Here is a 26,926-nt window from a genome sequence, read left to right as displayed (position 1 = left end):
TGCGCAGACCTGTAGGAGCAAGGCTTGCCTGCGATGGCGTCCTCGAGATCGCCATCGCGGGCAAGCCTTGCTCCCACAACCGAGGTTTTTGAAATGAATGTTTTGATCATTGGCAGCGGTGGCCGTGAACACGCACTGGCCTGGAAAGTGGCTCAGGATCCGCGTGTGCAGAAAGTGTTCGTGGCACCCGGCAACGCCGGCACCGCCACCGAAGCCAAATGCGAGAACGTCGCTATCGACGTGCTGGCCCTTGAGCAGCTTGCAGATTTCGCGGAGAAAAACGTTTCCCTGACCATCGTCGGCCCGGAAGTACCGCTGGTGGCAGGCGTGGTCGATCTGTTCCGCAGCCGTGGCCTGGACTGCTTCGGTCCTACCGCTGGCGCTGCCCAGCTGGAAGGTTCGAAAGCCTTCACCAAAGACTTCCTGGCGCGCCACAAGATCCCGACCGCCGACTACCAGAACTTCACCGAGATCGAGCCTGCCCTGGCTTATCTGCGTGAAAAAGGCGCACCGATCGTGATCAAGGCCGATGGCCTGGCCGCCGGTAAAGGTGTGATCGTTGCCATGACCCTGGCAGAAGCCGAAGACGCCGTGCGCGACATGCTCGCGGGCAACGCGTTCGGCGACGCCGGTTCGCGCGTGGTCATCGAAGAGTTCCTGGACGGCGAAGAAGCCAGCTTTATCGTCATGGTCGACGGCAAGAACGTGCTGCCAATGGCCACCAGCCAGGACCACAAACGCGTCGGCGACGGCGACACCGGCCCGAACACCGGCGGCATGGGTGCTTACTCCCCTGCCCCGGTCGTGACTGCAGAAGTGCACCAGCGGGCCATGGACCTGGTGATCTGGCCGACCGTTCGCGGCATGGCCGAGGAAGGCAACGTCTACACAGGCTTCCTGTACGCAGGCCTGATGATCGACAAGGCTGGTAACCCAAAAGTCATCGAGTTCAACTGCCGTTTCGGCGATCCTGAGACCCAACCGGTGATGCTGCGTTTGCAGTCGAGCCTGGTCTTGCTGGTTGAAGCCGCTCTGGCTCAAGCACTGGACAAAGTCGAAGCGCAATGGGATCCACGTCCGAGCGTCGGTATCGTGCTGGCCGCTGGTGGTTACCCGGGTGACTACGCCAAAGGTGTGGCCATCAACGGTCTGGATGCAGCCGCCGCACTGGAAGGCAAAGTCTTCCACGCGGGCACTGCGCTCAAGGACGGTCAAGTGGTGACAGCCGGTGGCCGTGTGCTCTGCGCCACCGCCATGGGCGCCAGCGTCGATGCGGCTCAGCAGCAGGCTTACAAGCTGGCGGCCAAGATTGATTGGGAAGGCTGTTTCTACCGCAATGACATTGGCTACCGTGCCATTGCCCGTGAGCGGGGCGAAAGCCAGGAATAAGGCCATTCATTCGGCCAGGCAAGGGCCGCTGGTCCTTGCCGGACTATTCCGGCACCGCGCATAGTTATAATCTGGCATCAACCTACGAAGGGATTTCGCCGTGCGCTGGCTCAGGATTGCCATAAGCCTCACCGTCACTCTGCTGACCTTGCTCTGCATGCTCCCGGCCCAGGCCGCGCAAGGCAGTGGCTGGGCGGTATTGCTCGACGAACAGGGCGACCTGCAGCTCAGTGACATCCGCTCCGCTCGCTACACCAATCAATTCAGCCCCATCGAACTCGATCGCCTCACGGCGGCCGAGCCCGATGGTGCGTTGTGGCTGCGTTTCAGGCTGGCCCCTGGCAAACATGAACAATTGCTGCGGGTGTTTGCACCCGACCTGTCGGCGCTCAATCTATATGTACTCGACGGCGACAAGCTGATCGATCATTTGAATACCGGTACCGGGCAGCCCCAGGCTGACCGCCCCCTGCCCAGCAGCGACTTCATGTTGCCGCTGCCGCAAAGCGACAACCCTCTCGACGTCTACCTGCGACTGGTCTCCGACCACCAGTTGCGGCCTCACATCACCCTGCAATCGGCGATCACGACCGCAGCCGATCAGAACCAGACGCTGATCTACGGCCTGCTGTTCGGTTGCCTCGGCATGCTGATCCTGCACAACTTCGTGCGCTACGCCTACACACGTTCGCGCAGCAGCCTTTGGCTGGCCTGGTGTGAAGGGTTGTTGATGCTTAGTCTGCTATTGCTGCTGAACCTGCCTGGGCCATGGTTGCCGAACTGGCACGCCATCCAGGCACCGGGCGCCTACCTCGCGTTATTGCTGACTGCGCCGAGCGGTTTGATGCTTGCGTGTCGATTCTTCGCCCCGCTCGGCCCTCACCCGCTGAACAAACTGCTGCTGGCGGACATTCTGTTCATCGTCGCCTGCGGCCTGCTGTTGTTGTTCGTCAACACATTGCCGCTGAACATCATTACCTACGTCCTGGTTGCTCTGGCAGGCCTGAGCATGTTGTTCGTCAGCGCCTATCACTGGCAAAAAGGTTATCGCCCGGCACGGTTTTTCGTCGCGGCGATGGTGGTGTTCAACATTGGCACACTGATCATGCTGCCCGCACTGTTGGGACTGACGCTGGTCGCGCCGCAAGGCCTGATCACTACGCTTCTGGTGTTCACCTGCATCAGCGGCCTGCTGATGAGCATCGCCCTGAGCGAACGTCAGCGCAGCATCACTGAAGATCGCTTCAGTGTCAGTCGCGACCTGGCCGCCAGCAACGCCGAGATCAACGCCAAGGCCGAGTTCCTGGCGAAAATCAGCCATGAAATTCGTACCCCCATGAATGGTGTTCTGGGCATGACCGAGCTGCTGTTGGGCACTCCCCTGTCGGTCAAACAACGCGACTACGTGCAGACCATCCACAGCGCCGGCAACGAACTGCTGACACTGATCAACGAGATTCTCGACATCTCCAAGCTCGAGTCGGGGCAGATCGAGCTGGACGACGTGCAGTTCGACCTCAACGCCTTGATCGAAGACTGCCTGAGTATCTTCCGCGCCAAGGCCGAGCAGCAGAATGTGGAGCTGATCAGCTTCATCCAGCCGCAAGTGCCGCGCGTCATCAGCGGCGACCCTACACGCCTGCGCCAGACCTTGCTGAGCCTGCTGGAAAACGCGCTGAAGAAAACCGACGAAGGCGAGATTCTGATTGTCGTTGCCCTCGATGAACGCAGTGCAAAACCTCGGCTGCGCATCGCCGTGCAAGACAGCGGTGTGCCGATGGAGGCCGATGAGCGCGATGCCCTGATGCACGCCGAATTGCACAGCAAGCACTTCCTCTCGGCAACGAGTCTGGGCGGCAATCTGGGGCTGGTGATCGCTCGTCAGCTGATCCGCCTGATGCACGGCGAGTTCGGCATCAAGACGGGCGCCAACCAGGGCAGCACGTTGTGGCTGACATTGCCACTGGACCCGGAACGGCTTGAGCACCCTACCTGCGACCTCGATGGTCCGCTGCAAGGTGCGCGCGTACTGGTGGTGGACGATAACGACACCTGCCGCAAAGTGCTGGTGCAACAGTGCAGCGCCTGGGGCTTGAACGTCAGCGCCGTGCCTTCCGGCAAGGAAGCCCTGGCCTTGTTGCGCACCAAGGCCCACTTGCGCGATTACTTCGATGTGGTCTTGCTGGACCAGAACATGCCGGGCATGACCGGCATGCAACTGGCGGCCAAGATCAAGGAAGACCCGAGCCTCAATCACGACATTCTGCTGATCATGCTGACCGGCATCAGCAATGCGCCGAGCAAGATCATTGCTCGCAACTGCGGGATCAAACGCATCCTCGCCAAACCCGTGGCCGGCTACACCCTCAAGACCACCCTCGCGGACGAGTTGAATCAGCGCAACAAAGGCCCGGCCGTTTCGCATCATCGGCCTACAGGCCCGACGCTTCCGGTCAAGGTCCCAAGCGACTTCCGTATCCTGGTGGCTGAAGACAACACGATCTCGACCAAAGTGATTCGCGGCATGCTCGGCAAACTCAACCTGCAACCGGACACCGCCAGCAATGGCGAAGAAGCCTTGCTGGCGATGAAAGCTCAGCGCTACGACCTGGTGTTGATGGACTGCGAAATGCCGATCCTCGATGGCTTCTCGGCCACCCAGCAGCTACGCGCCTGGGAAGTCGGCAACCAGCGAACCCGCACACCGGTGGTGGCATTGACCGCGCACATCCTCGCCGAGCACAAAGAGCGCGCGCGCCAGGCGGGCATGGACGGGCATATGGCCAAGCCGGTGGAGCTGTCGCAGTTGCGTGACCTGATCGAGCATTGGGTTGCCCAGCGTGATCAGCAAAGTCGTACAGCGTCGACATTCTGAGCAACGTGTTGCAGCGAGCTCGTCAGAGTTCCAGATCGATCAGGTATTTCAGAGACTGGGATATGACCGACTGCTTCACCTTGTCCCGAAATTGGGCATAGTGAAGTGTGTTGAAGGTAATCACAGCCATCTGTTCGATGCTGTTGTGCACGAGCGTTTGATCCTCGACAAACAGGAATCGAGAGACATTACGACGAATTTGAAACTGTCGGTGATAAATCCCTATATCAACTTTGTTCGGACCGTTCATCACGCAAGGAATCATCTGGAAGTAACCGCCATCTGAGCCAAGGCTCGTCGAGTCGAAGACCTTGAGCGCCAATGCGTTGCGCTCCATCTGTGCCAAAGCCCGACTCATAGGCTGGGCGAATGCCTCGCCGAGACGTGTTGAGATACTTCGCATTGCCTGCCTGCCCATCAGACCGTCCTGTAGGGGCAACAATGTTTCAGGTTCTGGAACATCCCATCCGAGAAACTTCAGTTGATTGCGGTAGTAGTCAAACCAGTCACCCGACAATCCATCGTTAAACGCAGCACGGGTAGCGTATTGCGCAAATGCCGTGCTCATGTAAATGTCTTCTCGGTGGGACGCAGGCAAACCACTGGCAAACGCCACGACGCTGCCGCCAACAACCGCAGCCGGTGGAGCAATCAATTGCCTCATGATTCAACTTCCTCAGGAACCTGCACGCCAGAACAGCTGTCGGTCAGGCTTATCAGCGCAACATTGCCCTTGAGCCTTTCCCTGACCTTCCAGGCGATAGCATCACGCGCAGGACCGTATAGGGTTTCGGACAGATAGACCCGGGCGTAACGCATGCTGACAGTGCCTTGTACATCTTCGGCCTGAAAGCGCTGTGCCAAAGGATTGGGGCTTATCTCTTGACGGGTTTTAAACTCCAGGTACACGCTTGTGACCGAGGTCGGAGTTCGCGCCAGAATTACAAGCAAACGCACAATCCTGGCTGGCGCAGGTACTTCAGTCGATTCATCTGCGGACGTTTTTTGCACATGGCTGCGCAGCAAGCTCATTGCAGGTTCAGTGCCCGACACACTCGCCACCCGTGCCAATGTTGCGGCAGTATCTTGTCCTTCGTCTGGAGCACCTTTGGACATCGCAGCTGCAACCCATTCGATCACCGATTCGCCGCAGTTTTCGGTGATGAGCCTTTCCTCTCGCGCCTTTGTTTGCCGTAGCCAGAAGTCATCTAAAACTTTCACATAAGCGTCATACCAATTAATCTCTGGATTTTTTTCAACTTCTTTATTGGCAACCAGTTGCGCCAGCAATACCGAATTGAGCACATCATCATGAGCTACCCACCCATCAGATTCAGGAACAATCACGATAGCAGCCCCAACTACCGACACTAAATAATCACAACCCATATCATTTTCTCGCCAATAGAAAAGAGCGGTCGACACTCGACCGCCCTGCAAGATTCAATTAGATATCATAGTCAGCAATTTTGCCGGCGTGCGCGATCAGTTTATTTGCAATAACTTCACGAGTAGCTGTGGCGAGCAGGTCATTTTTTCAAAAACTGTTTCACCGCGATACAGATTCACACTCCGAGTATCCACATCCACAAACAGCACTTTGGTCGACGTATTCTTGCGTAAAAACCGCACCGCACCGAGGGCCAAAATAGCTACGCCATTATGTTCAGTGCACGCGCCGGCCGCTATTCCGCCTACGCCATGCTCCAACAGATTTCGCTCATAAACTGTCAGTGCCGTATCGCGCTTTTGCAGGGCTGCAATCGCCTCTCCCGCCACTTTCAGCATCAATGCAGTAGCCGGCCCCGGTAGCGCAAGGCCCGCGACCACCGAGCCAAGAATCTCCAACACCAGCTTGTCCATGCGGACACTGGTTCCGCTGATGTGCAAGTCGTTGTAGTACTTGCTGGTAGGCGTCCAGCCCGCTTTGGTCATGACTTCCCGAAACAGCTCGTACCACTCTTTACCCTGGTACTCCTGTGCAAATGCTTTGTTCGCAACAAGGCTCGCATAGAGAAAAGCATTCTGCGCATCCGACCGGTTCGCAGCACCGAGGCCACTGCTGAAAGACAACACACCTTCGCCCACGATAGAGGCTTTCGAAGGTGCTTCAACGGTGTCACCCAGCGTAAACATACTACGAGGGCGAATAGTTACCACATCATCCAGCTCATATTCCTGCAGACTTTTAACGCAGGCGTTAATATATTGATCACTCACTATTGAGCTATTCATAACAAATTCCTTATTTACATTTAAGCAAGATCCTCATGAACTTGCGGGAAAAATAATAACCAAACAAGTGAATACTAACAATCCAGACTATGTAACGCCATATCCCTCAACCTATAATAACCACCCCCACATACTTAGTTAAAAACACGCAAATAAAGACAAACAACAATCAGGTCTTTGAAACCCGATCCCCACACGCAATTGATCGACTGATAGACTTCACCTCACCCCTCTTTTGAAGCGAGCCAAAACCATGCTCCAAGTGTTATTCAGCGTTTACCTGAAGATGCTGGTGCTCTATAGCCCGTTCTTCGTGTTGTCCTGCTTCATCAGCTTGACCCGCGGATATTCGCGCAAGGAACAACGACGCTTGGCCTGGAAAGTGGCGGTCGCCACGCTGGTGTCCAGCGTCTTGTTGTACTTGTTCGGGCGGGTGATTTTCAGCGTGTTCGGTATCACCGTGGACGCGTTCCGCATCGGTGCCGGCAGCGTACTGTTCATCTCGGCGCTGGGCATGGCCCAAGGCAAGTCGGCGGTGCAAACCGATAACGTGCAGCAGGACGTGACCATCGTCCCGCTGACCATTCCCTTGACGGTCGGCCCCGGCACCATCGGCGCATTGCTGGTGATGGGCATAGGCCAACCGCATTGGGACGATAAACTCACGGCCATTCTCAGCATTGCGCTAGCGAGCTTCACCGTGGGCGTCGTGCTTTATCTGGCCAACCACATCGAGCGTATTCTCGGCGACCAGGGCTTGCAGATTGTCAGCCGGTTGATGGGGTTGTTCGTCTGCGCCTTGGCGGCGCAGATCATCTTTACGGGCGTGAAGGGCTACCTGGTGCCTTAACTGGCGATGCCTTCGACTTTCTCGACCGGCAGGAGCTCTGTGAGCGATACAGGGCTCGTCATGTCTTTTCTGCTCACCAGGGTTTTCACCAGTGCGGATACGGCAAAGGACCGATAGCCGCTCATCGCCAGAAACACATCTCCACGCAAGGCAATATCGGCTGAGAACACTTCGCGGAAGATCAAGCTGTCCCCACAGTCTGGATCAACAATCACCAAGTGCTCCTGGACCTTGCTCAGCAATAACCGTTGAGGATGGTCCAGTACCCAGATGAGCTTCCCCGGAATCGAAACGGTGTTTTCCAGCGCATGTCGGCAGTCGACGATGACCGACTCCAGTCTCAACCAGGCGGGTTTCGACAAGTGGCATGTGACAGCTCCCTGTCCCAGTCGAAGAATCAGGGTATTCACATCGTCGGGAATCAGCGGCAAGAGATCACTTACCGTCATTTGCCCTTCGACCACCAGGACTTCAGCGTTGCGTTGGATGTAACTGACAGGCCCGGCTTGCTGCCTGCCCGGATAGGTATGCAATAAGCCCCCAGTGGTTTCATGAAGCAACACGCTGGTTTGCTGTTGCGTTCCCAACAGTTCAAAAGCGGCGGCAGGGATTGATGCTGCCGATGCCCGGATCAATCGCCCGGTTTGCGGCACGTACCATTGCCGGCTGTCGGGCTCATCTACCGAAAGGAAATCGGTATGCCGATGCTGCTCGACCAGCGTCCTGAGGCTGTCGTGCAATGGGTCGGACTGAGCGGCAACCCAATCATTATCAACCCCGGTCACCAACACCGACTCCTGATAGCGCAGCTCGACCTGGATCCCTTCAAACGTTGTTGCTCGAAGGCCTGCGCCCTCTGCGTTGACCCCGGCAAACCGCCAGGGCGCCCACTCGCGCTGCGGGGCCGGTACCGCGTCGGCCTGCAATAATCGCAGGCCCGGGCCAAACGCACCGTCCAGCACGTCGGGGTCAATGAAGGCCTGACGGTAGACTTCGCCGGTTGAACGCTCAAGCAACCAGACCGCCTTGTTATCCGGCGTAACGCTCAGCAAACGCACTTCCTTTCCATGCCCCAACTCGGACAGCAACAGCCGATCATCCACATACCAGGCGCTTAACCGGGCATCCCCGCTGAAATTCGTCAAACCCACAATTGCAAAACTTTCGACCGGGTATTGAGTGGCCACCGCGTCCAACGCCAACCACCATTGCGCTCGCCCTCTGAGCCAGTCATCGGACAGGCCTCCTAGTCGCAGCCGGCCTTCGGCGGTCACATTGAAGAACAGTCCTTCGCGCGTCAGCGCCAGGAAACCTTCTTCCACAGCCACCACATTGACCAGCCTTTCGGGCGCAATCTGTCGCACGGTCCATGCCCCGTTAACCCATTGTTGGCGGGATAGACGCATGGAGGTCTTGTCGTAAATGACGAAGACATCAGCCTCATCGTTGGCAGGCGGAATCAACGTGAGCTCATTCAATTGTTTGATGGAGTCCGGCCAGCCTCGTACCCGGTGTCGCAACGGGACTGGACGAATAATCAGCTGATCGCTGCTGCGAACCCAGGCCAGATCACGCAACGTTGAGCCCACCTTCCAGCAAACCGAAACGTAAGGCGCAGGCTGCCAGCTGACGGTGGTGACACCATCGTGAGTCGAGGCAGGCAAAGGCGAAACATACTCGCCAAACACCAATGCCCAGTCGGCAAGCATGTCAGCCGTGCTCATGACAGCTTCCAGAGCCGGGTCCAGGTCTCGAGTCATTGAACTCAAAAACACCTCGTCTCCATGCAGCTGGTACACAAACTCATCTGTCCTCAGGTCGTGGCGCGTGACCCTCTGAAAAACTGTGATCACCCCGTGCGCCTCCACCTTGCAGTGGGTGATGACGCTATCGGCAATCCTCGCGACCAACAGCCTGTAACGATGACTGAGCAAACCTGTCACGGCGTCAACTCGCCAGATGAAGTAATTGCGCGGGTCGTAGAAGTAGGCATAGCCGCTAACCACTGCGCCCAGCAAAGCACCATCGGCCTCTCCCAGCGCGTCATCGCGGATGTATAGAAACCGGTCTTCCACCGCGTCGTACCAAGCGTTTGCGAACCTGGGTTCGTTCGGGTTTTCGAACGGGACCGGAAACTGATGAATCGGCGTGTAAGGCATGGCCAGACGATGGTCATTGGCCAGGGCCTTGAAGTAGTCCTGCAAAACCTGCGCGTTTATGCCAGGGGCCACGTCTTGCTCCAGAAGTACCAGCTGGCGACCCTGAACCCTGAACACCTGGTTGTTGGCGAGTTTGACCACGATTTCATGGCGTCCCTTGCCGCTGATCATCACCTTGATTGCGCCAATGGAAACGCCTCCGGAGGTTTCCATTTGTACATCGCTGACGTTCGCCCAGGACGCTTGCAGCACCCAGCGCGAAGTTTTCAGCGACGGCGCTTCAAGCTCAATGCTGACCCCGGGATTGAGCACCAGCGAACATTGCGCATCGGCGCCTTCAATCCTATAGGTGATTTTTCCATGCCACGATTTCGGCAGATCGGGCACCACCAGCGTGCGATCAACCGCGTCCAGTCGCACGGTGATCAGCGTCGGCTGATAGACCGGGTTCAGACGATAGACAATGTAGTCACCCGGAAACGAATAAAAAGAAAAGAGGAACAGGTATTGGCCGTCCGGCTTCTTTTTCTCCAGGCGACGGGCCACATCAAAGCCAACGTCATGACGCAACGTGGAAAAAGGCAGCCACTTGTACTCGTAGCCGTAGAACGTTTTAGGCGTGCAGGGCAGCACGATGGTCTGTCCGGCAGCGGGACGGAAACCGGCCTGGCCCGGCAAGCCGAGTTCACGGCGAATATCAATGGCTCGCTCGTAATCCGCTTCAAAATCCGGCACCCCGAAATGATCGCGCAAGGGGAACAGTCTGGGGCTGTCAAACCTTAAGGTTTGCGCATTCAAATCCAGCGTCTGGAATACCAGCGATGGTTGAGGCAACCACGCATCCCCCCCCTCATCAAACCGATAGCCCCCTGCACGATGAGCCCGCTCCAGCTCGTCAAAAAACAACCCGACCCGTTTCACCTCCTCCGCAATGACGGCAAAGCCCTGTGCCAGTGCTGCGGCCCCGATGGCCAGACCGCCTAAAATCACCCCGGCACCACCCAGAACCGCTGCTGCGGTACTCGCACCGACAACACCGGCACCGATTCCTGCGCCGGCCAGCACCACACTCGCCGAATCAAACGCCAATTGAGTTCCGTACTGCGCACGCTCCACATCGTTTTGGGCCGTAGCCAACTGGTAAACATCAAACCCTGCATTGGCCAAACCTAACACCGCGCCCACGCCTTCGTTAGCCACATGCCCCAATGCCTCACTCACCACCGGCGCACAGGTCTGCGCGATCACCTTCTCTTCTGCCAGGGCCTGTCGAACAAGTTTGACCAGGCCAAGCACATCAATCACATTACCGTGCACCAGTTGCGCGTAATTGACATAGGCGTGCAACCGGACGGCAGTGGTCAACGGTTTCCCGGCGCCTTCCCGAGAACGCAGCGCATTCATCAGCGCCTGGATAGTGAAGCCTGCGTTCAGTGTATGAACGCTGCCGGCCCCGGTCGGATCCGGCTCATTGACCGGTGCTCGGGGTTTTGTTGCCAACGTCGAGAAATGCGCTGACAGATAGTTTTTGATGCGCAGGAAACGTTGATCGCTGGTTATAACCTGCACCAGCTCTTCAGGCTTGCGGGGGTTGATCAGGCTCAAGCGATACTCGCCGACCGGGGTCACTTCCAGTGTCTCGAACAACGGGACAAACCCTGCGACCTCTGGATTCTTTTCCTGGAGCGCGGTGGTCGCCTGATGGATCTGCTGCCCCCACCAATGACCGTCCAGCTCCAGCAGACTGCTGCCCAGTCGAGGATTGCTCATTAGCGACTCGCCGCGAGCACTGGCCAGGCGCTGCCTGACTGCAGGCAATGACTGTTCCTTCAGCGGACCGGGTTGCAACAGGTCCGACACACGAAGACCGGAAGACAGTAATGTCTCGGACAGACGCCTACCGTCCAGCTCGATCAGGTCAAACATCGGACGTGAAGTTTCACCGTAGGCGTCGTACTGCCTGGCCATTTCATGCTTCAGGAAGAACTGCTCCAGCGCCTCTCGAAACAGCTGCGGCTGTTCAACCTCGAACACCGCAAAGTTAGGATCGTAGAAATGATAGAGGGCGCGCTCGCCATCAAAGGTTTTCGCCACCAGCATGGAGTGGTTGTTGGAGTTGAGCATCAAGGTAGTGGTGGCTGTCTTGGTTTCCAGTAACGCCACGACCTGTGCCAGATCAGAGCGAGCCAGAGTGGCACCTATCTCGTTTAGCTGTAGCCCCCGCATCTCTTCCACGACGCGCAGAAAGACCGCAGAGTCCACTTCCTCAGGGTCAATGACGCCGAGGTAGAAGCGTTCCCGCAGGGTATTGGCGGCGGCAGGGCCTTGGGTCAATGCAGCGGACATCGCCAGAGCCAGCGGGTAACAGCGGCCTCCCACTCGCTCGCCAATGCCCTGCAGCAACAAATCCTGCGGCACCAGCTTGATCGTACCGGCTTGGAAGCCATCCAGAACAATGCCGACCCGCTCGACAATCCGGTCTCGGAATTCAAGCTTCGCCAGCTGCTGAATCCGGGCAACCCGCTGGCCCCACTCACGCAAGGTCAAGGGCTGCTTGAGCGCACTTTCCTTGAGGTCCAGGGCCCGTTCGGCAAACGCCGGCGGCTCGCCGGGTGTGTCGTCCATTCCAGCCAGGAAGGCCCGCGCACTGTGTTTGTAGAGTTGGCGCTCGATGGCTGCATAACGGCCCGAGGTGCCCAGCGCGGAAACCGTGTTGGCCAGATTTTCCAGTTCGATACCCACCGCCTCGAAGCTCCGGTTATCCAGTGCCGAAGCCCCCAGCAATGTCCCCAGCAACAGCCGCTGTCGGGGGCTCAACTGCGCACTCTGAAAGGAGCCGTTGGCGATGCGGCTCAGTATTTCATCGACCGACAGCTGTTGAGTCGTCGAGTCACTCAGTGAAGCCGGAGGCCGTGCCCTGGAATCCTGAGCGAGGATTGATTGGCGATCTTCAAAACTCAATGGCAGTGCTTTTTCGAAGGTCATCGGACCGCTGTGTTGCTCATTCATCGCGTTGAGAAATGGCTCCCCCAATTCATCGGCCAGTTGCTGTAACAAGACCGTCGACAACACATGACGCCCCTCGATGACAGGCCAGCCTTCCTCAAACTGGACGGTCTGATGTTCCAGCAACTGGGCGACACTACCCGCGAAGCGGGTTTTGAACCGCCCTTCTTGCCAGCGTTTTTGTTCATTGATCAACCATTGCGCCGTGTCGCTCGCATTTTCTTTCCAGGAGTGATCCAGTTCCTCTTCGGTTGCCCGGTTGACCGTGCCCTTGGCGGCAATCGCCACGTCCGCTTGCCAGGCATTAGACGCTCGAACGGTGAAGTGCCTTCTGACGTAGGACGCCATCGCATCGCGCATGGCCGCAGGCCCCGTCAGGTAGATCGTCACTTCGCTCTGCGGGCGGATACCGTCGCTGTGGTAGGTCGCCGCAGCCTCGACCAGAAAGCTGAGCGACAGTTCTTCATCCGCTGACAGTTGGTGCAAGGGACCGAATTTTTTCTCGATCACCTCCTGCGCCAGACCGATCATGGCCTCGGCGTCGATCAGCGCAATATTTCGCTCCAGGGCCAAACGCGCGGTGGCATCGACCATTTCGTAGTTGAGCCTGAAACGTTCGATCACCGCCTTCAGCATGGCCGAATCGGGATGGGCCATCAGGAACGCATTGCTCAAGCTGCTTTGCTCCGCGACGGCGCGCATCCCGTCAGGACGGACGAGGCGTTCGGCGGGTGGACGAAAAACACTGTTCAAGGCGGGGCGACTTTTGGCAAAGCGCTCCAGTTCCACGCGATGTTCCTGGGGTATTTCTTCGAAATAGTTCGTGTATTGGCCGCGAAGCGCCTGACGGCCCGGCATCCACCCAGGGCTATGATCCAGCAGCAACTGCAACACGCCCAAGCGCGCATCGGTGCCGAATTGGCTGATATCCACGCCGCCAAGCGTTTCCTGTAGGGGTGGCAGGTTATCGACATCGGCGTAACTTCCGCCTTCAGCGATCAAAGCCTCGACACGCACCACATCGGACGCGGCGGCGAAATTGCCACGCAAACTTATTTCCCGTTCGTAAATAGCCTGCAAACTAAGCGGCGTTACACTGCTCGCCAAGTCTCGTAGTTCAATACTCCCCTCACCCATTGCCGAAATACTTCGGCTGTTTTTATCCCTCAAGGCTTTAAGGTGCGCTTCATTCTGGCCATAACCCCGAACCAGAAGATCAATTCTTGCGTCATCGGCGGTTATACCCCGCGCTACAGCCTGAGAGATATGAGCGTACATTTGTTGCTTGAGGACAATGGCACGCTCCTCATACTTGTCGCCCAATTCAATGGCGGTCTTACTGGTTTGCCCACCATTAAGCATCGCGTCAGCCTTGGCGGCTTCAACAATGATCCGGTTGGTTTCGTAGGCCAGTAATGCGTCGCTGTCGTACCACAGTTTGACGCTGTAACCTTCCCCGGCTACGGCTTTATTCCAGACATTGATATAGTCGCGCTGAATATCCCCAAGACCGCCACCGAGCCAGACAAAGTGCAAGTTTTTCGGCACTTCAATCGCCACTGTGTTCAATTGTTCGATACTGTTGGACAGCCGTGCATGAAAACCTTCCAGTCTGTCCTGTATTTCTGTCAGCCCAGGCGCAGCCCCCTCATCCGGCGCTGATGGCGGCCCCTGCTCAGCGGCACGTCGGCGCCGGCCATTGGGTTCAACCAAAGACTTGAGCGCCTGGCGCAACAGGCCCAGCGGCACACGCATCCTCGGAAAATCGAGCAGCCCGATACACCCGAAGTAATATCGAAAAACAGCGTCATATTCGTCAGTACCTTTATAGGCCTGCAAGGCCTGCTCAAGATCTGACAGTTTAAAAAGATCGACAAAACTGACATAGCCGTTCGCACGACGAGCTTCCTGCTCACCCATAAGTAAACTTCCCTGTATAAATAGAAATCGGCAAAAAAACCAAGGAGCCAATCAGACTCTGAAAACAACACTAACCCAACTAATCTCTCGTCTCACGATGGAAAACCAACAATTCATTACCCGCCGAACATCCAGAAACTTAAACGCCCTGCAAAACAGTAAAAAACACACAAGCCGAATCACAACACTCCATAAATATGAGTGTTATCCATGACCGGACCCCGCCTTTATTTACATCAGGACACTTAAATACCCGACGCGAGAATTTTCAAAAGGAAAGCGGCCTCAGAACGAGGCCGCCACTCTTCACGAAGCGGGTTTGTCGCCATACCAACGCGGCGTATACACCCACTCGCCGCCCTCGGCACGCGGGAACACGCAGGTTGTCGAAGAGCCAATCAACACCATGGTGCGCATATCCACCTGTTCCGGGGTCAATTGCCCCAGCGTGGTCACACGCAAGGTCTGCCCTGGCCGACCTATGTCACGTCCCAGCACCACAGGCGTTTCGCTGGTGCGATGCTGCGCCACAATCTCCAGTGCCCGACCCAATTGCCACGGACGCGCACGGGAGATCGGGTTGTAGAACGCCAGCGCCAGATCGGCTTCGGCGGTCAGGTCCAGACGCTTCTCGATGATCGACCATGGTTTGAGATTGTCCGAGAGCGACATCACGCAGAAGTCGTGACCCAGCGGCGCGCCGGCCTGAGCTGCTGTTGCCAAGGACGCGGAAACACCCGGAAGTATCTCCAGATCAACGCTGTGCCAACTCGCCTCAGTCGATTCGTGCAAGGCCTCAAGCACCGCCGCTGCCATCGCGAACACACCAGGGTCACCCGACGACACCACAATCACCGAGCGGCCTTGCGCCGCCAGTTCAAAGGCATGGCGGGCACGCTGCATCTCTTCACGATTGTCGGTGCAATGCAGCACCTGGTCTTCGCGAAACGGTCCGGCCATGCGCACGTAGGTTTCATAGCCAAGCACATCGGTGGCCTTCGCCAGCTCTGCCTTGACCGCTGGCACCATCAGTTCGGCGGCGCCAGGGCCCAGGCCGATCACGGCCAGACGACCGCGCGGGCGGCCGATCCGCGTAACGTCCAGTGGCTGACTGGCCACGGCGATAGCGATGTTCGTGTCCGTCCAGACCAACGCCGCGTCGCGAGCCGCATGCTCCATCAGCTCGCTCACTCCGTTACATGACGCAAAGCGTAGCGGTACGCCCAGCTCAAGTGCCGCTTCACGCAACGCCGCACTGGCCATGTACAGGTCGCTGGCCAACAGGCAGGCCACCGATTGCACGGCGATGTTCGCCTGATGCAATGCCGCGCGAATGGCTCCAGGCAGATCCGCCACCTTGCCGTCCACCGCCACCAACACATTGCGCGGGTAGATCATCAATTCATTGGCCGCAGGCGCACGCTCGGCATGGCCGACATGGATCGATAGATGCGCTTGAGGATCTTGCGGCAACTGCGCCTGCGCCAGCCACGGCGCAGCACCTTCGACGCGTACGCTTTGACCCGCGAGCAAATCCGAGACGAAACGTTTGCCCAGTTCCAGATCACCGAGCGCATAACCGCTGGGTGGATTGAGCAGGCAGGTGCCAAAACGCAATTCACCGCTGGTGGTGATCGCCGCAGCGACCTCAAGACCGGCGGCAATCTTCCGGGCCATGACATTCACGCCCCCCAGCCCACCGAGCAGCGGCACCACGGCGCTGCCGTCTTCGGCCACGGCCAGCACCGGCGGTTCGGCACCTTTTTCCAGCAGTAACGGCGCCAGTGTGCGGATCACGATCCCGGCCGCGCACAAAGCAATGATCGGCGTGTCCTGTTGATAGAACTCACGCAAGGTCGCGCCAAACTCGCGATAGACACGGTCTGCACCGTCAACCCGTTCGGCCAGGCCATGGATCATCGCGCCGGGGTACAGCTGCTGAATCTTGCGCGCGGTCGCGAGGCTGCCGTTGCCCAGAATGACAATCGCCGGAACTGGACGGGCCATCAGCCTTGCCACCTTTCGCCGGGAACGATGATCAACGAGAAGTACGGCGAGGACATCGGCTCGACCTCATTGAGCGGGACGATTTTCTGATTGGCCATGGTCGCGCGTTCGACATACAGCGCGCGCTCCGCCAGACCGAGCTCTTCGAGCACCTGACGGACTTTGGGGAAATTGCGCCCCAGCTTCATGATCACCGCCGCATCGGCATCGGCCAGTCGACGCTTGAGCTCGTCGTGAGGCAGCACGCCAGACAGCACCGACAAACTCTGATTGCGATACACCAGCGGCGCGCCCAGCACCGAAGCACCGCCGAGCATCGAGCAAACGCCCGGCACTACTTCGGCTTCATAGCGTTCGGCCAGACGATCATGCAGGTACATGTAAGAGCCGTAGAAGAACGGATCGCCTTCGCAGATCACCGCCACGTCACGGCCCGCGTCCAGATGCGCGGCGAGTTCTTCGCCGGCCGCATCGTAGAAATCGCTGATCACTTGCTCATACGACAGCGGCGCCGGCAATGCTTCAGTGGTCACCGGGTACACCAGCGGCAGCAGCGTTTGCGCGTCCTGCAAATGTGCTTCGATGATGCCAAAGGCGTTTCCCTTTTTGCCCTTGGCGACGAAGTACGCCACCACCGGCGATTCGCGCAGCAGGCGCAGGGCTTTGACAGTAATCAGTTCCGGATCACCGGGGCCGACGCCCAGGCCGATCAAGCGTCCAGGTTGCTGCATCATTCGATCTCCGTGGCAAGGGCGTTAACGGCGGCGGCAGCCATGGCGCTACCGCCGAGCCGGCCTTGCATGATGACAAACGGCACACCGCGACTGTCGGCGGCGAGCGCGGCTTTGGATTCGGCGGCGCCGACAAAGCCCACCGGGAAGCCGAGGATAAGGGCGGGTTTCGGCGCACCGGCGTCGAGCATTTCCAGCAGATAAAACAGCGCCGTCGGCGCGTTGCCGATCACCACCACGCTGCCTTCCAGGTGCGGACGCCATAGTTCCAGCGCAGCGGCGGAGCGGGTGTTGCCCAACTCACGGGCCAGTTCCGGAACGCTGTCATCGCGCAGTGTGCAAATGACCTGATTGTTCGCTGGCAACCGCGTGCGGGTCACGCCTTCGCTGACCATCCGCGCATCGCACAGAATTGGCGCACCGGCGGCCAGCGCCTCGCGCCCCGCCTTGCCCGCGCCTTCGGAAAACTGCAGGCCGTCGATGGCATCGACCATGCCGCAAGCGTGGATCACGCGCACTGCGAGTTTTTCCAGATCGACGGGGATTCGCGCCAGGTTGGCTTCGGCACGAATGATCGCGAAGGAGTTGCGATAGATCTCCTGACCGTCGCGGATGTAATCAAGCATCTAGGGAGCTCCGTGAACGGTCGTCAAGCAAGGCTGCGACCGCTTCAATAGTAAGATTGCGTGCGTGCAGCGCGCCGAAACCGGGCTGCGCTGCGTCGCGAAAATAGAGGTCGTAATGACCGGCAGAGACCGCCAACAAAGTGATCGACGCGATGTGCGCCGCCGCGCAGGAACGTGAGCAACCCGATAGGTGAACGTTCAGCACACGACCTTGGCGTTGCAGCAGCGCCGCCAGTTGCCGGGCATCGCCCTTGGTGTCGGCCAGCCCTTTGCCGCAACCGTTGGAGCCGGTGCAGGCGATCAGGTGCGCCAAGGCATCATCGGCCGAGCAGCGCAGGCCGAGTTGTTCGAGGCTGTGGATAACTTGAGCTGCATTGTCGGTATTAACACCGGGCAGCAACAGGCTTTGCCACGGCGTGAAACGCAGGCTGCCGTCGCCCTGTTCCAGCGCCAGTTGTGCAACACCCCGCAGCATCGCGGGATCGAGACGGCCCAGTGGCGGCACTGCGCCGATGTACACACGTTCGGCGTCACGCTGTGGATGAGCTCCGATGTGCAGGCCACTCGGGGTTGCCGTGCGCTGCCAGCCTTCGATGGTCATCAGCGGCACACGTTCGGCCAGTCGAGCGAGAAACCCGTCGAGTGAGCATTCGGCGAGCAGATGGCGCATGCGGGTCTGATCGGGGCGCGCTTGTTCGAGAAACAACTCAAGCACTGCAATGACCAGCGCATGGCCCTGTTCCAGCGACACCGAACGGGCGGGTACGTCTGTCGGGCACCCGGCCAGACCGAACGCCCACCGTTGTTCGCCGTCTCGCTCGACCGCTGAAAGCCACAGGTCATGCGGATGTTCGAGCATCGCCAGGCCTTCGCCGCCATCCAGCTGCACGGCAAATTTGGCGCTGAGGTCGTGGAAGCGTTCATGGTTTTGCAGTGTCGCAAGAATCTGCCTGGCCAGCGGGCGCGTGTCGAGCAGCCTCTGCCGGTCAATCCCGGCGCTCGGGCTGAGCATCAGGTTGCGCACGTCATCACCAGCGACGCTGCTTGGGCCCAGCCCGGCCGCCATCAGGCTGTCGATCAACGCCGCGTGCTCACTGCCGATCCCGCGAATTTGCAGGTTGGCGCGATTGGTCGCCTCGATTACGCCGCCGGCGAATCGCTCGGCCGCATCAGCCACCGCCTCGGCCTGAACGGCGCTGATCGAGCCGCCATTCAATTTAATTCGACAGATACCACCGTCCAGTGCCTGAACAATACGCAGCAACCCCGGGCAAGCCGAGGGGCGCAAGGCAGTGGACATCGGACGTTCGTTCAAGGGGGCGACCGGCTGTGGGGGGAAAGGCGCTTCGCGGGCGAAGGCGCGGTATTATGCCTGCTTTGTCAGGCGGCATGAAAAGCCTGCCCGTCGGAACCGTCCGTTTGAGGACTATTTTTAAGGACTGCAGATGTCACCCTGGCTGACAGTAGTGGGAATCGGTGAAGACGGCTTCAAGGGCCTGGGCAGAAACGCCCGGCACGCGCTGCTGCGTGCTTCGCGAATTATTGGCGGTCAGCGGCAACTGGATTTGCTGCCGGTGTGCATCCGTGGCGAACGTCAGCTATGGCCCAGTCCATTTTCCCTTGAACCACTGTTGGCCCGACGCGGTGAGCCGGTGTGCGTAGTGGCCAGCGGCGATCCGATGTTCTTCGGCGTGGGCGCCAGCCTGGCGCGGCAAGTACCTGCTGATGAAATGCAAATCCTCCCGGCGCCCTCCTCCTGTTCGCTGGCAGCCGTGCGGATGGGCTGGCCGTTGCAGGATGTTGTGACGCTTTCAGTGGTTGCCCGGCCGGTCGCTGCCCTCAATGCGCAGTTGTTTGGCGGCGTGCGTCTGCTGGTGCTGAGCAACGACGGTCAAAGCCCGGCCGCCATCGCCGCATTGCTGCGCGAACGCGGTTTCGGCCCGAGCCGCCTCACAGTGCTGGAACATTTGGGCGGTGCCGCCGAACGGCGCATCGATGGCGTCGCCAATGACTGGAACGATCCGCTGATCGCCGATCTGAACCTGATCGCCATCGAGTGCATCGCCGAACCGAACACGCCGCGCCTCTCACGACTGGCCGGGTTGCCCGATTCGGCCTTCAACCACGACGGCCAACTGACCAAGCGCGACGTGCGCGCCATCACCCTCGCACGCCTGGCGCCGGTGCCCGGAGAACTGCTGTGGGACGTCGGCGCCGGCAGCGGCTCAATTGGCATCGAATGGATGCGCGCCCACCCGACTTGCCGCGCACTGGCCATTGAGGCCGATGAAGGTCGACAGCTGCTGATCGAACACAACCGCGACACCCTCGGCGTTCCCGGCCTGCAACTGATTCGCGGCAACGCGCCACAGGCCTTGGTGGGCCTCGAACGCCCGGACGCGATTTTCATCGGTGGCGGTGTCACTCGCGAAGGCGTGCTCGACACCTGCTGGGCACAACTCAAACCCGGCGGCCGACTGATTGCCAACGCGGTCACGCTGCAAAGTGAAATGACCCTGATGGCCTGGCGCGAACGCTACGGCGGTGAGCTGACTCGCATCCACATTGCCCAGGCGCAGCCGTTGGGCGAGTTCGACACCTGGCGCCAGGCGCTGCCCATTACCCTGCTGGACGTGACGAAGCCCTGCGATGCGTGACGAAACCGCCGAACAACCCGCCCCGCTGCGCAGCGGCCTGACGACGGGTAGTTGCGCCACCGCCACCAGTCTGGCGGCGGCGCGTCTGTTGTTGGCCGGGATGAGTGCTGACGCGGTCGAGATCGCTTTGCCCAAGGGCAAGCAGGTGCAGATGCGCCTGGAATTTTGTCGCCTGACCGACGACGGCGCCGAAGCCGGGACCATCAAAGATGCTGGCGATGACCCTGACGTGACCCACGGGGCCCTGCTGTACACGCACGTGCGCCTGAGCGCCGAACCGGGCATTCGTTTCAAGGCCGGGCACGGAGTCGGCACGGTGACACGACCCGGTTTGGTATTGGGCGTCGGCGAACCGGCGATCAATCCGGTGCCGCGCAAAATGATCACCGATCACCTGACGTTGCTGGCCGCTGAACTCGGCTACAACGGCGGCTTCGAGGTCACCGTCAACGTCGAGGACGGCGAAGCCCTGGCGCTGAAAACCATGAACCCGCGCCTGGGGATTCTCGGCGGGCTGTCGATTCTCGGCACCAGCGGCATCGTCCGGCCGTTCTCCTGCGCGGCCTACATCGCCTCGATCCACCAGGGCATCGACGTCGCCAAAACCAACGGTTACCTGCACATCGCCGCCTGCACCGGCAACGCCAGCGAAGACACCATGCGCCGGGTCTACAACCTGCCGGAAATCGCCCTGATCGAAATGGGCGACTTCGTCGGTGCCGTGCTCAAACACCTGCGCAAAGTGCCTGTGGATAAACTCAGCCTGTGCGGCGGCTTCGGCAAGATCAGCAAACTGGCGGCCGGACACATGGATTTGCACAGCCGGCATTCAAGCATCGATCTGCCGCAACTGGCCGAATGGGCGGCGGCGGTCGGCGCTGATGAGGCGCTGCAACAGGCGATTCGCGAGGCCAATACCAGCCAGCAAGCCTTGGCGATGGCCAGTGCGGCGGGCATCGCGCTGGGTGATGCGGTGTGTCAACACGCGCTGGATTTTGCTCGCAGCATGGTGCCGGCTCAGGTTCAGGTCGAAGTGTTTGCGATTGATCGTCAGGGTGGAGTTGTCGGCCATGCGGGAGCTTTTCAATGAAGCGCATTTTGCTGCTCGGTGGTGTGACGGAAGCGCTGGCCATCGCTCGAACCCTTGGGCCACAACACATCTATAGCCTGGCCGGTGTCGGTCGCGTGCCGACGGAATTGACCTGTCAGGTGCGCGTCGGCGGCTACGGTGGTGCTGAAGGTCTGGCGCAATTCATTCGCGATGAAGGGATTGATCTACTGTTGGACGCGACCCATCCCTACGCTGCACAAATCAGCCAGAACGCCGCCACCGCCGCGCAATTGACCGGCATTGCCTGCTGGGCGTCACGACGGCCGGCCTGGCAACCTCAGGCCGGAGATGACTGGCGCGAAGTCCGCGACTGGGCGGAACTGATCGAAACTCTGAAACCCTTCCATCGCCCCCTGTTTACCCTCGGCCGCGAACCGCTGCAGCACCTGCACGAAATTCCGCCGGAGCAATTCTGGACCTTGCGTGCCCTGGACGTTTACCCCGGCAACGAACGCTGCGAAGTCATCGGCGCGCGCGGACCGTTTGTAATCGAGGATGAGCGAGAGCTGTTTGAGCGCCGGCAGATTGATGTGCTGATCAGCAAGAACAGCGGCAGCACAGCGACGGAGCCGAAGCTGGAAGTGGCGCGGGAGCGTGGGGTACCGGTGATTGTTTTGCAGCGGCCGGTGTTGCCCACGGTTGATCGGGAGTTTGAGACGGTGGGTGAAGTACTGGCTGCCCTTTCGATGTCGGACCATTCCTGATAACTGCTTAACATCGCGAATTTGCCGGCAACACTCTCGGACGGGGCCGGCTGTTCACTCTATGCCGTGAATCATATAGTCCTCTGATCTTAACAAGCACACCCTACCCGCATCCTGAGGGACGACCGAATTCGGCCTGGGGAAAGTGCGCCTTGCCAACTTGTATCCCAAGGAATACGATCAAACATGATCGACTTCGAACGATCCCGTGCATTTGCCGACTGGCTCGACTCACTGAGAGACATCATTGGTAAAGCTCGCATCATTGCCAGACTCCGAGCTGCCGAGCATGGAAACTGTGGTGATTACGAACCGGTAGGCGGAGCTGTTTTTGAAATGCGTGTGCATTACGGTCCCGGTTACAGGATGTACTTCACCCGCCGAGGTGATGTGGTTTATCTGCTGTTGGTGGGTGGAGATAAGTCGACTCAAAAACGAGACATCAAACGCGCCCTTCAAATGGCGCAAAACATCGGTAATGAGGAGTAAATCATGGCCGAACAATTCACCCGTTTCGACGCCGCCGAGTTTCTCAAGACTCCGGAAGAAATGGCTGCCTATCTGGATGCTTGCTTTGAAGAGGATGCTGGCGACGGAGTACTCATACGTGCCGCTCTCAACGACATAGCCCGAGCAAAGGGCATGACGCAGATTGCCCGGGACGCAGGTTTGGGCCGTGAAAGCTTGTACAAAGCGCTGGGTAACACTGGCAATCCGGAATTCGCGACTATCATGAAGGTTATGAAAGCTTTAGGCCTGCGCTTGCATGCCAGTGCACGCTGATTGCACTGCGACACCACACCGCACGCCGCTTTTTTACTTATCGGTCCTGATCAGGCTAAATAGCCGCGCTTGATCGCCCACTCAATGGATTTGTCCCATGTCCCGACATCGGCTCGCAATTGCCTGGATCGCCTGCTTCGCAGTGCTGTTCAACATGCTCGCCATGCCGATGAGCAATGCGATGGCGCAGGCGGCGAAATCACCCGCCGAGCAATTGTTGTGGGGCAGTTTCTGCACCTCCAACGGCACCAAGATGGTGGCGATTTCCCTGGGCGATATCGAGCAAAAAGCACCACAGGGCGACGATCATTCCAACATGCAGCATTGCTGGTGTTGCTCGGGCTCCGCCCCTTTGGTGGCGCTGCCAGGGCATGAGCCGCAGCTGTATTTCGCGCATTTCGAGAGCAATCGAAGCCTGCCCGCCGCCACACTCAATATCCCCACACCTCGTCGGCAATGGCCGAGTCTCAACCCCCGCGCATCCCCTCTGGTGTGATTCCTTCTCGCAATTGACCTGCGTTTTGAATCGTTCTGGAGAACTGCCATGTTGAACAAACTCATCGTTCTGGCTGCGTTGCTGCTGCCTGCCTGCTTTGCCAATGCTCAAGACTACAAAGTCGGCGAGTTGGAAATCGCGAACCCGTGGTCGCAGGAGTTGCCGCCCAACGCGCCAACCGTTGCCGCCTATTTTGTAATTCAAAACAGCGGCAAAACCGCTGACCGCCTGCTCAGTGTCGACTCGCCGATTTCGAGCGAGGCCCAGTTGCACGAGCATGTGATGCAGAACGACATGATGAAGATGCAACACGTGCCGAGCGTCGAGATTCCCGCCGGCGGCAACGTTACCTTTGCCCCGATGGCCTATCACGTGATGCTGCTGGGGCTGAAAGATCGCAGCCTGCTGAGCGACGGCAAACACTTCCCGCTGACGATGCATTTCGAGAAGGCCGGCGATGTGACGGTCGAAGTCGCCGTGCAGAAGAAGCCGCCGCAAGACATGCACATGCACGCTCACGCCCAGTAACCGACTGAGCAGAAGCCGCCATGCGCCCGCTTAGCGCCAGGTCATCCGCGTCACGTCGTCAGTCATTGAGCCTGACGCACGGTAGCTGGATCAGCTTGTTCGCCATGTTGATGATCTTTATCGGACCGCTGATTTCTCAGTCGATGCCGATGGATCAACGCGCCTCTGCAATGACCATGAACATGTCGATGGACATGAGCATGGACATGTCGGCGATGGAACACGCCGACCACGGCGCGCAACCCGCCGCCGAACATTGCCCGCCCAAAGCCTCGCACCATGCGCTCTGGGAAAAATGCGGCTATTGCAGCCTGCTGTTCAACTGCCCGGCACTGACCGGCGGTGTTTCGTTCACAGCCTTCAACACCCCACCCGCCAGCACGTTCACCACCCCGTCCCCCCGCCTGGGCCACGCCCGGCAACCGTACTTCCCCGGCGCCCGAACACGCGCCCCGCCCATCGTCGCGTAAACACCCACCTCTGATCTCACACGGTTAAACCAGCCAAGCAAACCTGTGGGACAGAGCTTTTGTGGCGAGGGAGCTTGCTCCCGCTTGAGTGCGCAGCACTCACAAAAGGGGCCGCTACGCAGCCCAGCGCGAGCAAGCTCGCTCACCACACAGGCTCGTTCCCACAAGGAAATTGCCTCGGCTGCCGGCCGTGTCGTTTATGCCGTTCGATGGAAATTGTCATGTCCAGGTTTTCTGCTGACTCACGCTTGAGCCCTGCCCAAGCTTCTTTTGCCCTGAACGAACCCCGTGTTCGATTCAGGCACGCCACCGCATTCCTGTGTGGCGCTCTACTGACACCGCTGGCGTTGGCCGATGAACACGCAGGCCACAGTGAAGATCTGAGCCCGACGGTCATCACCGCGATCGCCCCCAGCTCACCGCTGACCATCGTCACCAACCCCAAGGACCCGCGCCAACCGGTGCCGGCCAGTGACGGTGGCGACTACTTGAAAACCATCCCCGGCTTCGCCCTCGTGCGCAACGGCGGCACCAACGGCGACCCGGTGCTGCGCGGCATGTTCGGCTCGCGGATGAACATCCTCACCAACGGCGGCCAATTACTGGGCGCCTGCCCCGGCCGGATGGACGCGCCAACCTCCTACCTCTCGCCGGAAACCTACGACAAACTCACCGTCATCAAAGGCCCGCAAACCGTACTGTGGGGGCCGGGCGCGTCCGCCGGGACCATCCTCTTCGACCGAGAGCCGGAGAGCTTCGGCGAACTCGGCACCCGGGTGAATACCAGCGTGCTGGCCGGCTCCAACGGCCGCTTCGACAAACTGGTGGACGCTGCTGCCGGCGGGCCGTTGGGCTACGTGCGGGTGATCGGCAACACCGCACACGCCGACGACTACCGGGATGGCAACAACGACACCGTGCCCTCGCGCTACGACAAGTGGAACGGCGATGTCGCACTCGGCTGGACGCCGGATGCCGACACCCTGCTGGAACTGACCGCCGGCAAAAGCGATGGTGAGGCGCGTTACGCCGGGCGCGGCATGGACGGCTCGCAGTTCCTGCGCGAAAGCCTCGGTCTACGCTTTGAAAAATCGAACGTCGGCGACGTGCTGGACAAGATCGAGGGCCAGATTTACTACAACTACGCCGACCACGTGATGGACAACTACACCCTGCGCACGCCGTCCGGCACCGGGATGATGTCCGGCCCGAGGGCGTCGAATGTCGACCGTCGAACCGTCGGCGGCCGGGTCAAAGGCACCTGGCGCTGGGCCGTCGTGCAGCTGATCAGCGGCATTGACGTGCAAACCAGCGAACACCGCCAGCGCGGCAGTGCGGGCATCAATACCTACAAGGACCTGCCGTACACCGAGGACGCCGACTTCCACAACTACGGCGTCTTCAGCGAACTGACCTGGTACGCCGCCGACCGTGACCGGCTGATCACCGGCGCGCGCCTGGACCGCGCCTCGGCCAAGGATTACCGGCAAACCATCGGTTCAGGGATGACTAAACGCCCCAACCCGACCGCCGACGATACCCGCGCCGACACCCTGCCAAGCGGCTTCGCCCGTTATGAGCATGACCTGGCCGACAGCCCGGCCACCCTGTACGCAGGCCTCGGTCACACCGAACGTTTCCCGGATTACTGGGAGCTGTTTTCACCCAAGAGCGGCCCCGCCGGTTCGGTGAATGCCTTCGATTCGATCAAGCCTGAGAAAACCACCCAGCTCGACTTCGGCCTGCAATACAAAACCGAAGACCTCGACGCCTGGGCCTCGGGTTATGTCGGAAAAGTGCACGACTACATCCTGTTCAACTACATCCCGACCCCAGCGGGCACCCTCTCCCAGGCACAAAACATCGACGCCAACATCATGGGCGGCGAACTCGGTGCGGCCTACCGGTTGACCAACAACTGGAAAGCCGACGCGACCCTGGCCTACGCCTGGGGCAAGAACAGCAGCGACGGCAACGCACTGCCGCAAATGCCGCCACTGGACGCGCGTTTCGGCCTTACCTACAGCGAAGACAACTGGAGTGCCGGGGCGCTGTGGCGAGTGGTCGCTGCGCAAAACCGCATCGATTTGAACAAGGGCAACGTCGTCGGCAAAGACTTCGACAAGACCCCGGGCTTCGGCGTGTTCTCGCTCAACGGTGCCTACCGGATCGACCAGCACTGGAGGGTCAGCACCGGCGTCGACAACCTGTTCGGCAAGGCCTACGCCGAGCACCTGAACCTGGCCGGCAACGCCGGTTTTGGCTACCCGGCCCAAAACCCTCAGGCCATCAAAGAACCGGGGCGAACGCTCTGGACCAAGGTGGACATGAGTTTCTAAAAACATCGCGGGCAAACCCGCTCCTACTGTAGGAGCGAGC

The 26,926-nt window shown here is 59.4% G+C and carries 20 protein-coding genes; 12 read left to right on the top strand and 8 right to left on the bottom strand.

Features of this window, described 5'->3' with window-relative positions:
- The first annotated feature begins 93 nt into the window (after positions 1 to 93).
- Together purD and ACA048_RS03200 are read left to right on the top strand one after the other, a co-directional pair.
- Entirely contained in the window at positions 94 to 1,389 is a 1,296-nt protein-coding gene (purD, locus tag ACA048_RS03205; protein WP_497627912.1) for a phosphoribosylamine--glycine ligase, read from the top strand.
- Between the two features lie 100 nt (positions 1,390 to 1,489).
- On the top strand, positions 1,490 to 4,264 hold the full coding sequence (locus ACA048_RS03200) for a hybrid sensor histidine kinase/response regulator (RefSeq protein WP_497627911.1): 2,775 nt from the start codon (positions 1,490 to 1,492) through the stop codon (positions 4,262 to 4,264).
- A 22-nt stretch (positions 4,265 to 4,286) separates the two neighbouring features.
- Here the strand turns inward: ACA048_RS03200 and ACA048_RS03195 are convergent, their stop codons facing one another.
- Genes ACA048_RS03195 through ACA048_RS03185 form a run of 3 tightly spaced genes read right to left on the bottom strand, consistent with a single transcriptional unit; the run spans position 4,287 to position 6,499 of the window.
- Positions 4,287 to 4,928: a hypothetical protein gene (locus ACA048_RS03195; RefSeq protein ID WP_497627910.1), complete on the bottom strand. Its 642-nt coding sequence runs from the start codon at positions 4,926 to 4,928 to the stop codon at positions 4,287 to 4,289.
- Positions 4,925 to 5,689 (bottom strand): hypothetical protein, encoded by a 765-nt coding sequence (locus ACA048_RS03190; protein ID WP_497627909.1) that lies wholly within the window; start codon positions 5,687 to 5,689, stop codon positions 4,925 to 4,927. Before ACA048_RS03190 ends, ACA048_RS03195 begins: the two co-directional genes overlap by 4 nt.
- A gap of 60 nt (positions 5,690 to 5,749) precedes the next feature.
- Positions 5,750 to 6,499: a hypothetical protein gene (locus ACA048_RS03185; protein ID WP_497627908.1), complete on the bottom strand. Its 750-nt coding sequence runs from the start codon at positions 6,497 to 6,499 to the stop codon at positions 5,750 to 5,752.
- Between the two features lie 253 nt (positions 6,500 to 6,752).
- Here ACA048_RS03185 and ACA048_RS03180 point away from each other — a divergent pair, with 253 nt between their 5' ends.
- Entirely contained in the window at positions 6,753 to 7,349 is a 597-nt protein-coding gene (locus tag ACA048_RS03180; RefSeq protein ID WP_007945221.1) for a MarC family protein, read from the top strand.
- Here ACA048_RS03180 and ACA048_RS03175 read toward each other — a convergent pair.
- The 5 genes from ACA048_RS03175 to cobG all read right to left on the bottom strand — a co-directional run bounded on the left by ACA048_RS03175 (position 7,346) and on the right by cobG (position 19,098).
- On the bottom strand, positions 7,346 to 14,434 hold the full coding sequence (locus ACA048_RS03175) for a TcdA/TcdB pore-forming domain-containing protein (RefSeq protein WP_497627907.1): 7,089 nt from the start codon (positions 14,432 to 14,434) through the stop codon (positions 7,346 to 7,348). The two genes, ACA048_RS03180 and ACA048_RS03175, sit on opposite strands and share 4 nt — an antisense overlap.
- 306 nt (positions 14,435 to 14,740) lie before the next feature.
- Positions 14,741 to 16,441, bottom strand: coding sequence for a precorrin-3B C(17)-methyltransferase (gene cobJ, locus ACA048_RS03170; RefSeq protein WP_497627906.1), 1,701 nt, complete (start codon positions 16,439 to 16,441; stop codon positions 14,741 to 14,743).
- The gene (locus tag ACA048_RS03165) at positions 16,441 to 17,172 is read right to left on the bottom strand and encodes a precorrin-2 C(20)-methyltransferase (protein ID WP_477795665.1); all 732 of its coding nucleotides are present in this window, start codon (positions 17,170 to 17,172) and stop codon (positions 16,441 to 16,443) included. The genes cobJ and ACA048_RS03165 overlap by 1 nt, the downstream gene beginning before the upstream one ends.
- Positions 17,172 to 17,798, bottom strand: a complete 627-nt coding sequence (locus ACA048_RS03160; RefSeq protein ID WP_497627905.1) for a precorrin-8X methylmutase — start codon at positions 17,796 to 17,798, stop codon at positions 17,172 to 17,174. The genes ACA048_RS03165 and ACA048_RS03160 overlap by 1 nt, the downstream gene beginning before the upstream one ends.
- Positions 17,791 to 19,098: a precorrin-3B synthase gene (gene cobG / locus ACA048_RS03155; RefSeq protein WP_497627904.1), complete on the bottom strand. Its 1,308-nt coding sequence runs from the start codon at positions 19,096 to 19,098 to the stop codon at positions 17,791 to 17,793. The genes ACA048_RS03160 and cobG overlap by 8 nt, the downstream gene beginning before the upstream one ends.
- A 145-nt stretch (positions 19,099 to 19,243) precedes the next feature.
- Here cobG and cbiE point away from each other — a divergent pair, with 145 nt between their 5' ends.
- The 9 genes from cbiE (at position 19,244) to ACA048_RS03110 (ending at position 26,886) form a co-directional block, all read left to right on the top strand.
- Positions 19,244 to 20,455 carry a precorrin-6y C5,15-methyltransferase (decarboxylating) subunit CbiE gene (cbiE, locus tag ACA048_RS03150; RefSeq protein WP_497627903.1) on the top strand — a complete coding sequence of 404 codons (1,212 nt, stop codon included), beginning with the start codon at positions 19,244 to 19,246 and terminating at the stop codon, positions 20,453 to 20,455.
- Positions 20,448 to 21,545: a cobalt-precorrin-5B (C(1))-methyltransferase gene (locus tag ACA048_RS03145; protein ID WP_497627902.1), complete on the top strand. Its 1,098-nt coding sequence runs from the start codon at positions 20,448 to 20,450 to the stop codon at positions 21,543 to 21,545. Before cbiE ends, ACA048_RS03145 begins: the two co-directional genes overlap by 8 nt.
- A complete protein-coding gene (locus tag ACA048_RS03140; protein WP_497627901.1) occupies positions 21,542 to 22,270 on the top strand; it encodes a cobalt-precorrin-6A reductase in 729 nt (242 codons plus the stop codon). The genes ACA048_RS03145 and ACA048_RS03140 overlap by 4 nt, the downstream gene beginning before the upstream one ends.
- 186 nt (positions 22,271 to 22,456) lie before the next feature.
- Positions 22,457 to 22,759: a type II toxin-antitoxin system RelE/ParE family toxin gene (locus ACA048_RS03135; protein ID WP_497627900.1), complete on the top strand. Its 303-nt coding sequence runs from the start codon at positions 22,457 to 22,459 to the stop codon at positions 22,757 to 22,759.
- Between the two features lie 3 nt (positions 22,760 to 22,762).
- On the top strand, positions 22,763 to 23,053 hold the full coding sequence (locus tag ACA048_RS03130) for an addiction module antidote protein (RefSeq protein ID WP_497627899.1): 291 nt from the start codon (positions 22,763 to 22,765) through the stop codon (positions 23,051 to 23,053).
- A 97-nt stretch (positions 23,054 to 23,150) separates the two neighbouring features.
- The gene (locus ACA048_RS03125; RefSeq protein ID WP_497627898.1) at positions 23,151 to 23,549 is read left to right on the top strand and encodes a DUF2946 domain-containing protein; all 399 of its coding nucleotides are present in this window, start codon (positions 23,151 to 23,153) and stop codon (positions 23,547 to 23,549) included.
- A 48-nt stretch (positions 23,550 to 23,597) separates the two neighbouring features.
- On the top strand, positions 23,598 to 24,077 hold the full coding sequence (locus ACA048_RS03120; RefSeq protein ID WP_497627897.1) for a copper chaperone PCu(A)C: 480 nt from the start codon (positions 23,598 to 23,600) through the stop codon (positions 24,075 to 24,077).
- A 20-nt stretch (positions 24,078 to 24,097) separates the two neighbouring features.
- Entirely contained in the window at positions 24,098 to 24,547 is a 450-nt protein-coding gene (locus ACA048_RS03115) for a DUF2946 domain-containing protein (protein ID WP_497627896.1), read from the top strand.
- Between the two features lie 221 nt (positions 24,548 to 24,768).
- Entirely contained in the window at positions 24,769 to 26,886 is a 2,118-nt protein-coding gene (locus ACA048_RS03110; protein ID WP_497627895.1) for a TonB-dependent copper receptor, read from the top strand.
- Positions 26,887 to 26,926 lie beyond the last annotated feature (40 nt).

The organism is Pseudomonas sp. LBUM1659 (genome assembly GCF_059716045.1).
Note: the sequence above shows the minus strand (reverse complement) of the source record. Positions and strands in the feature narration are given on the sequence as shown.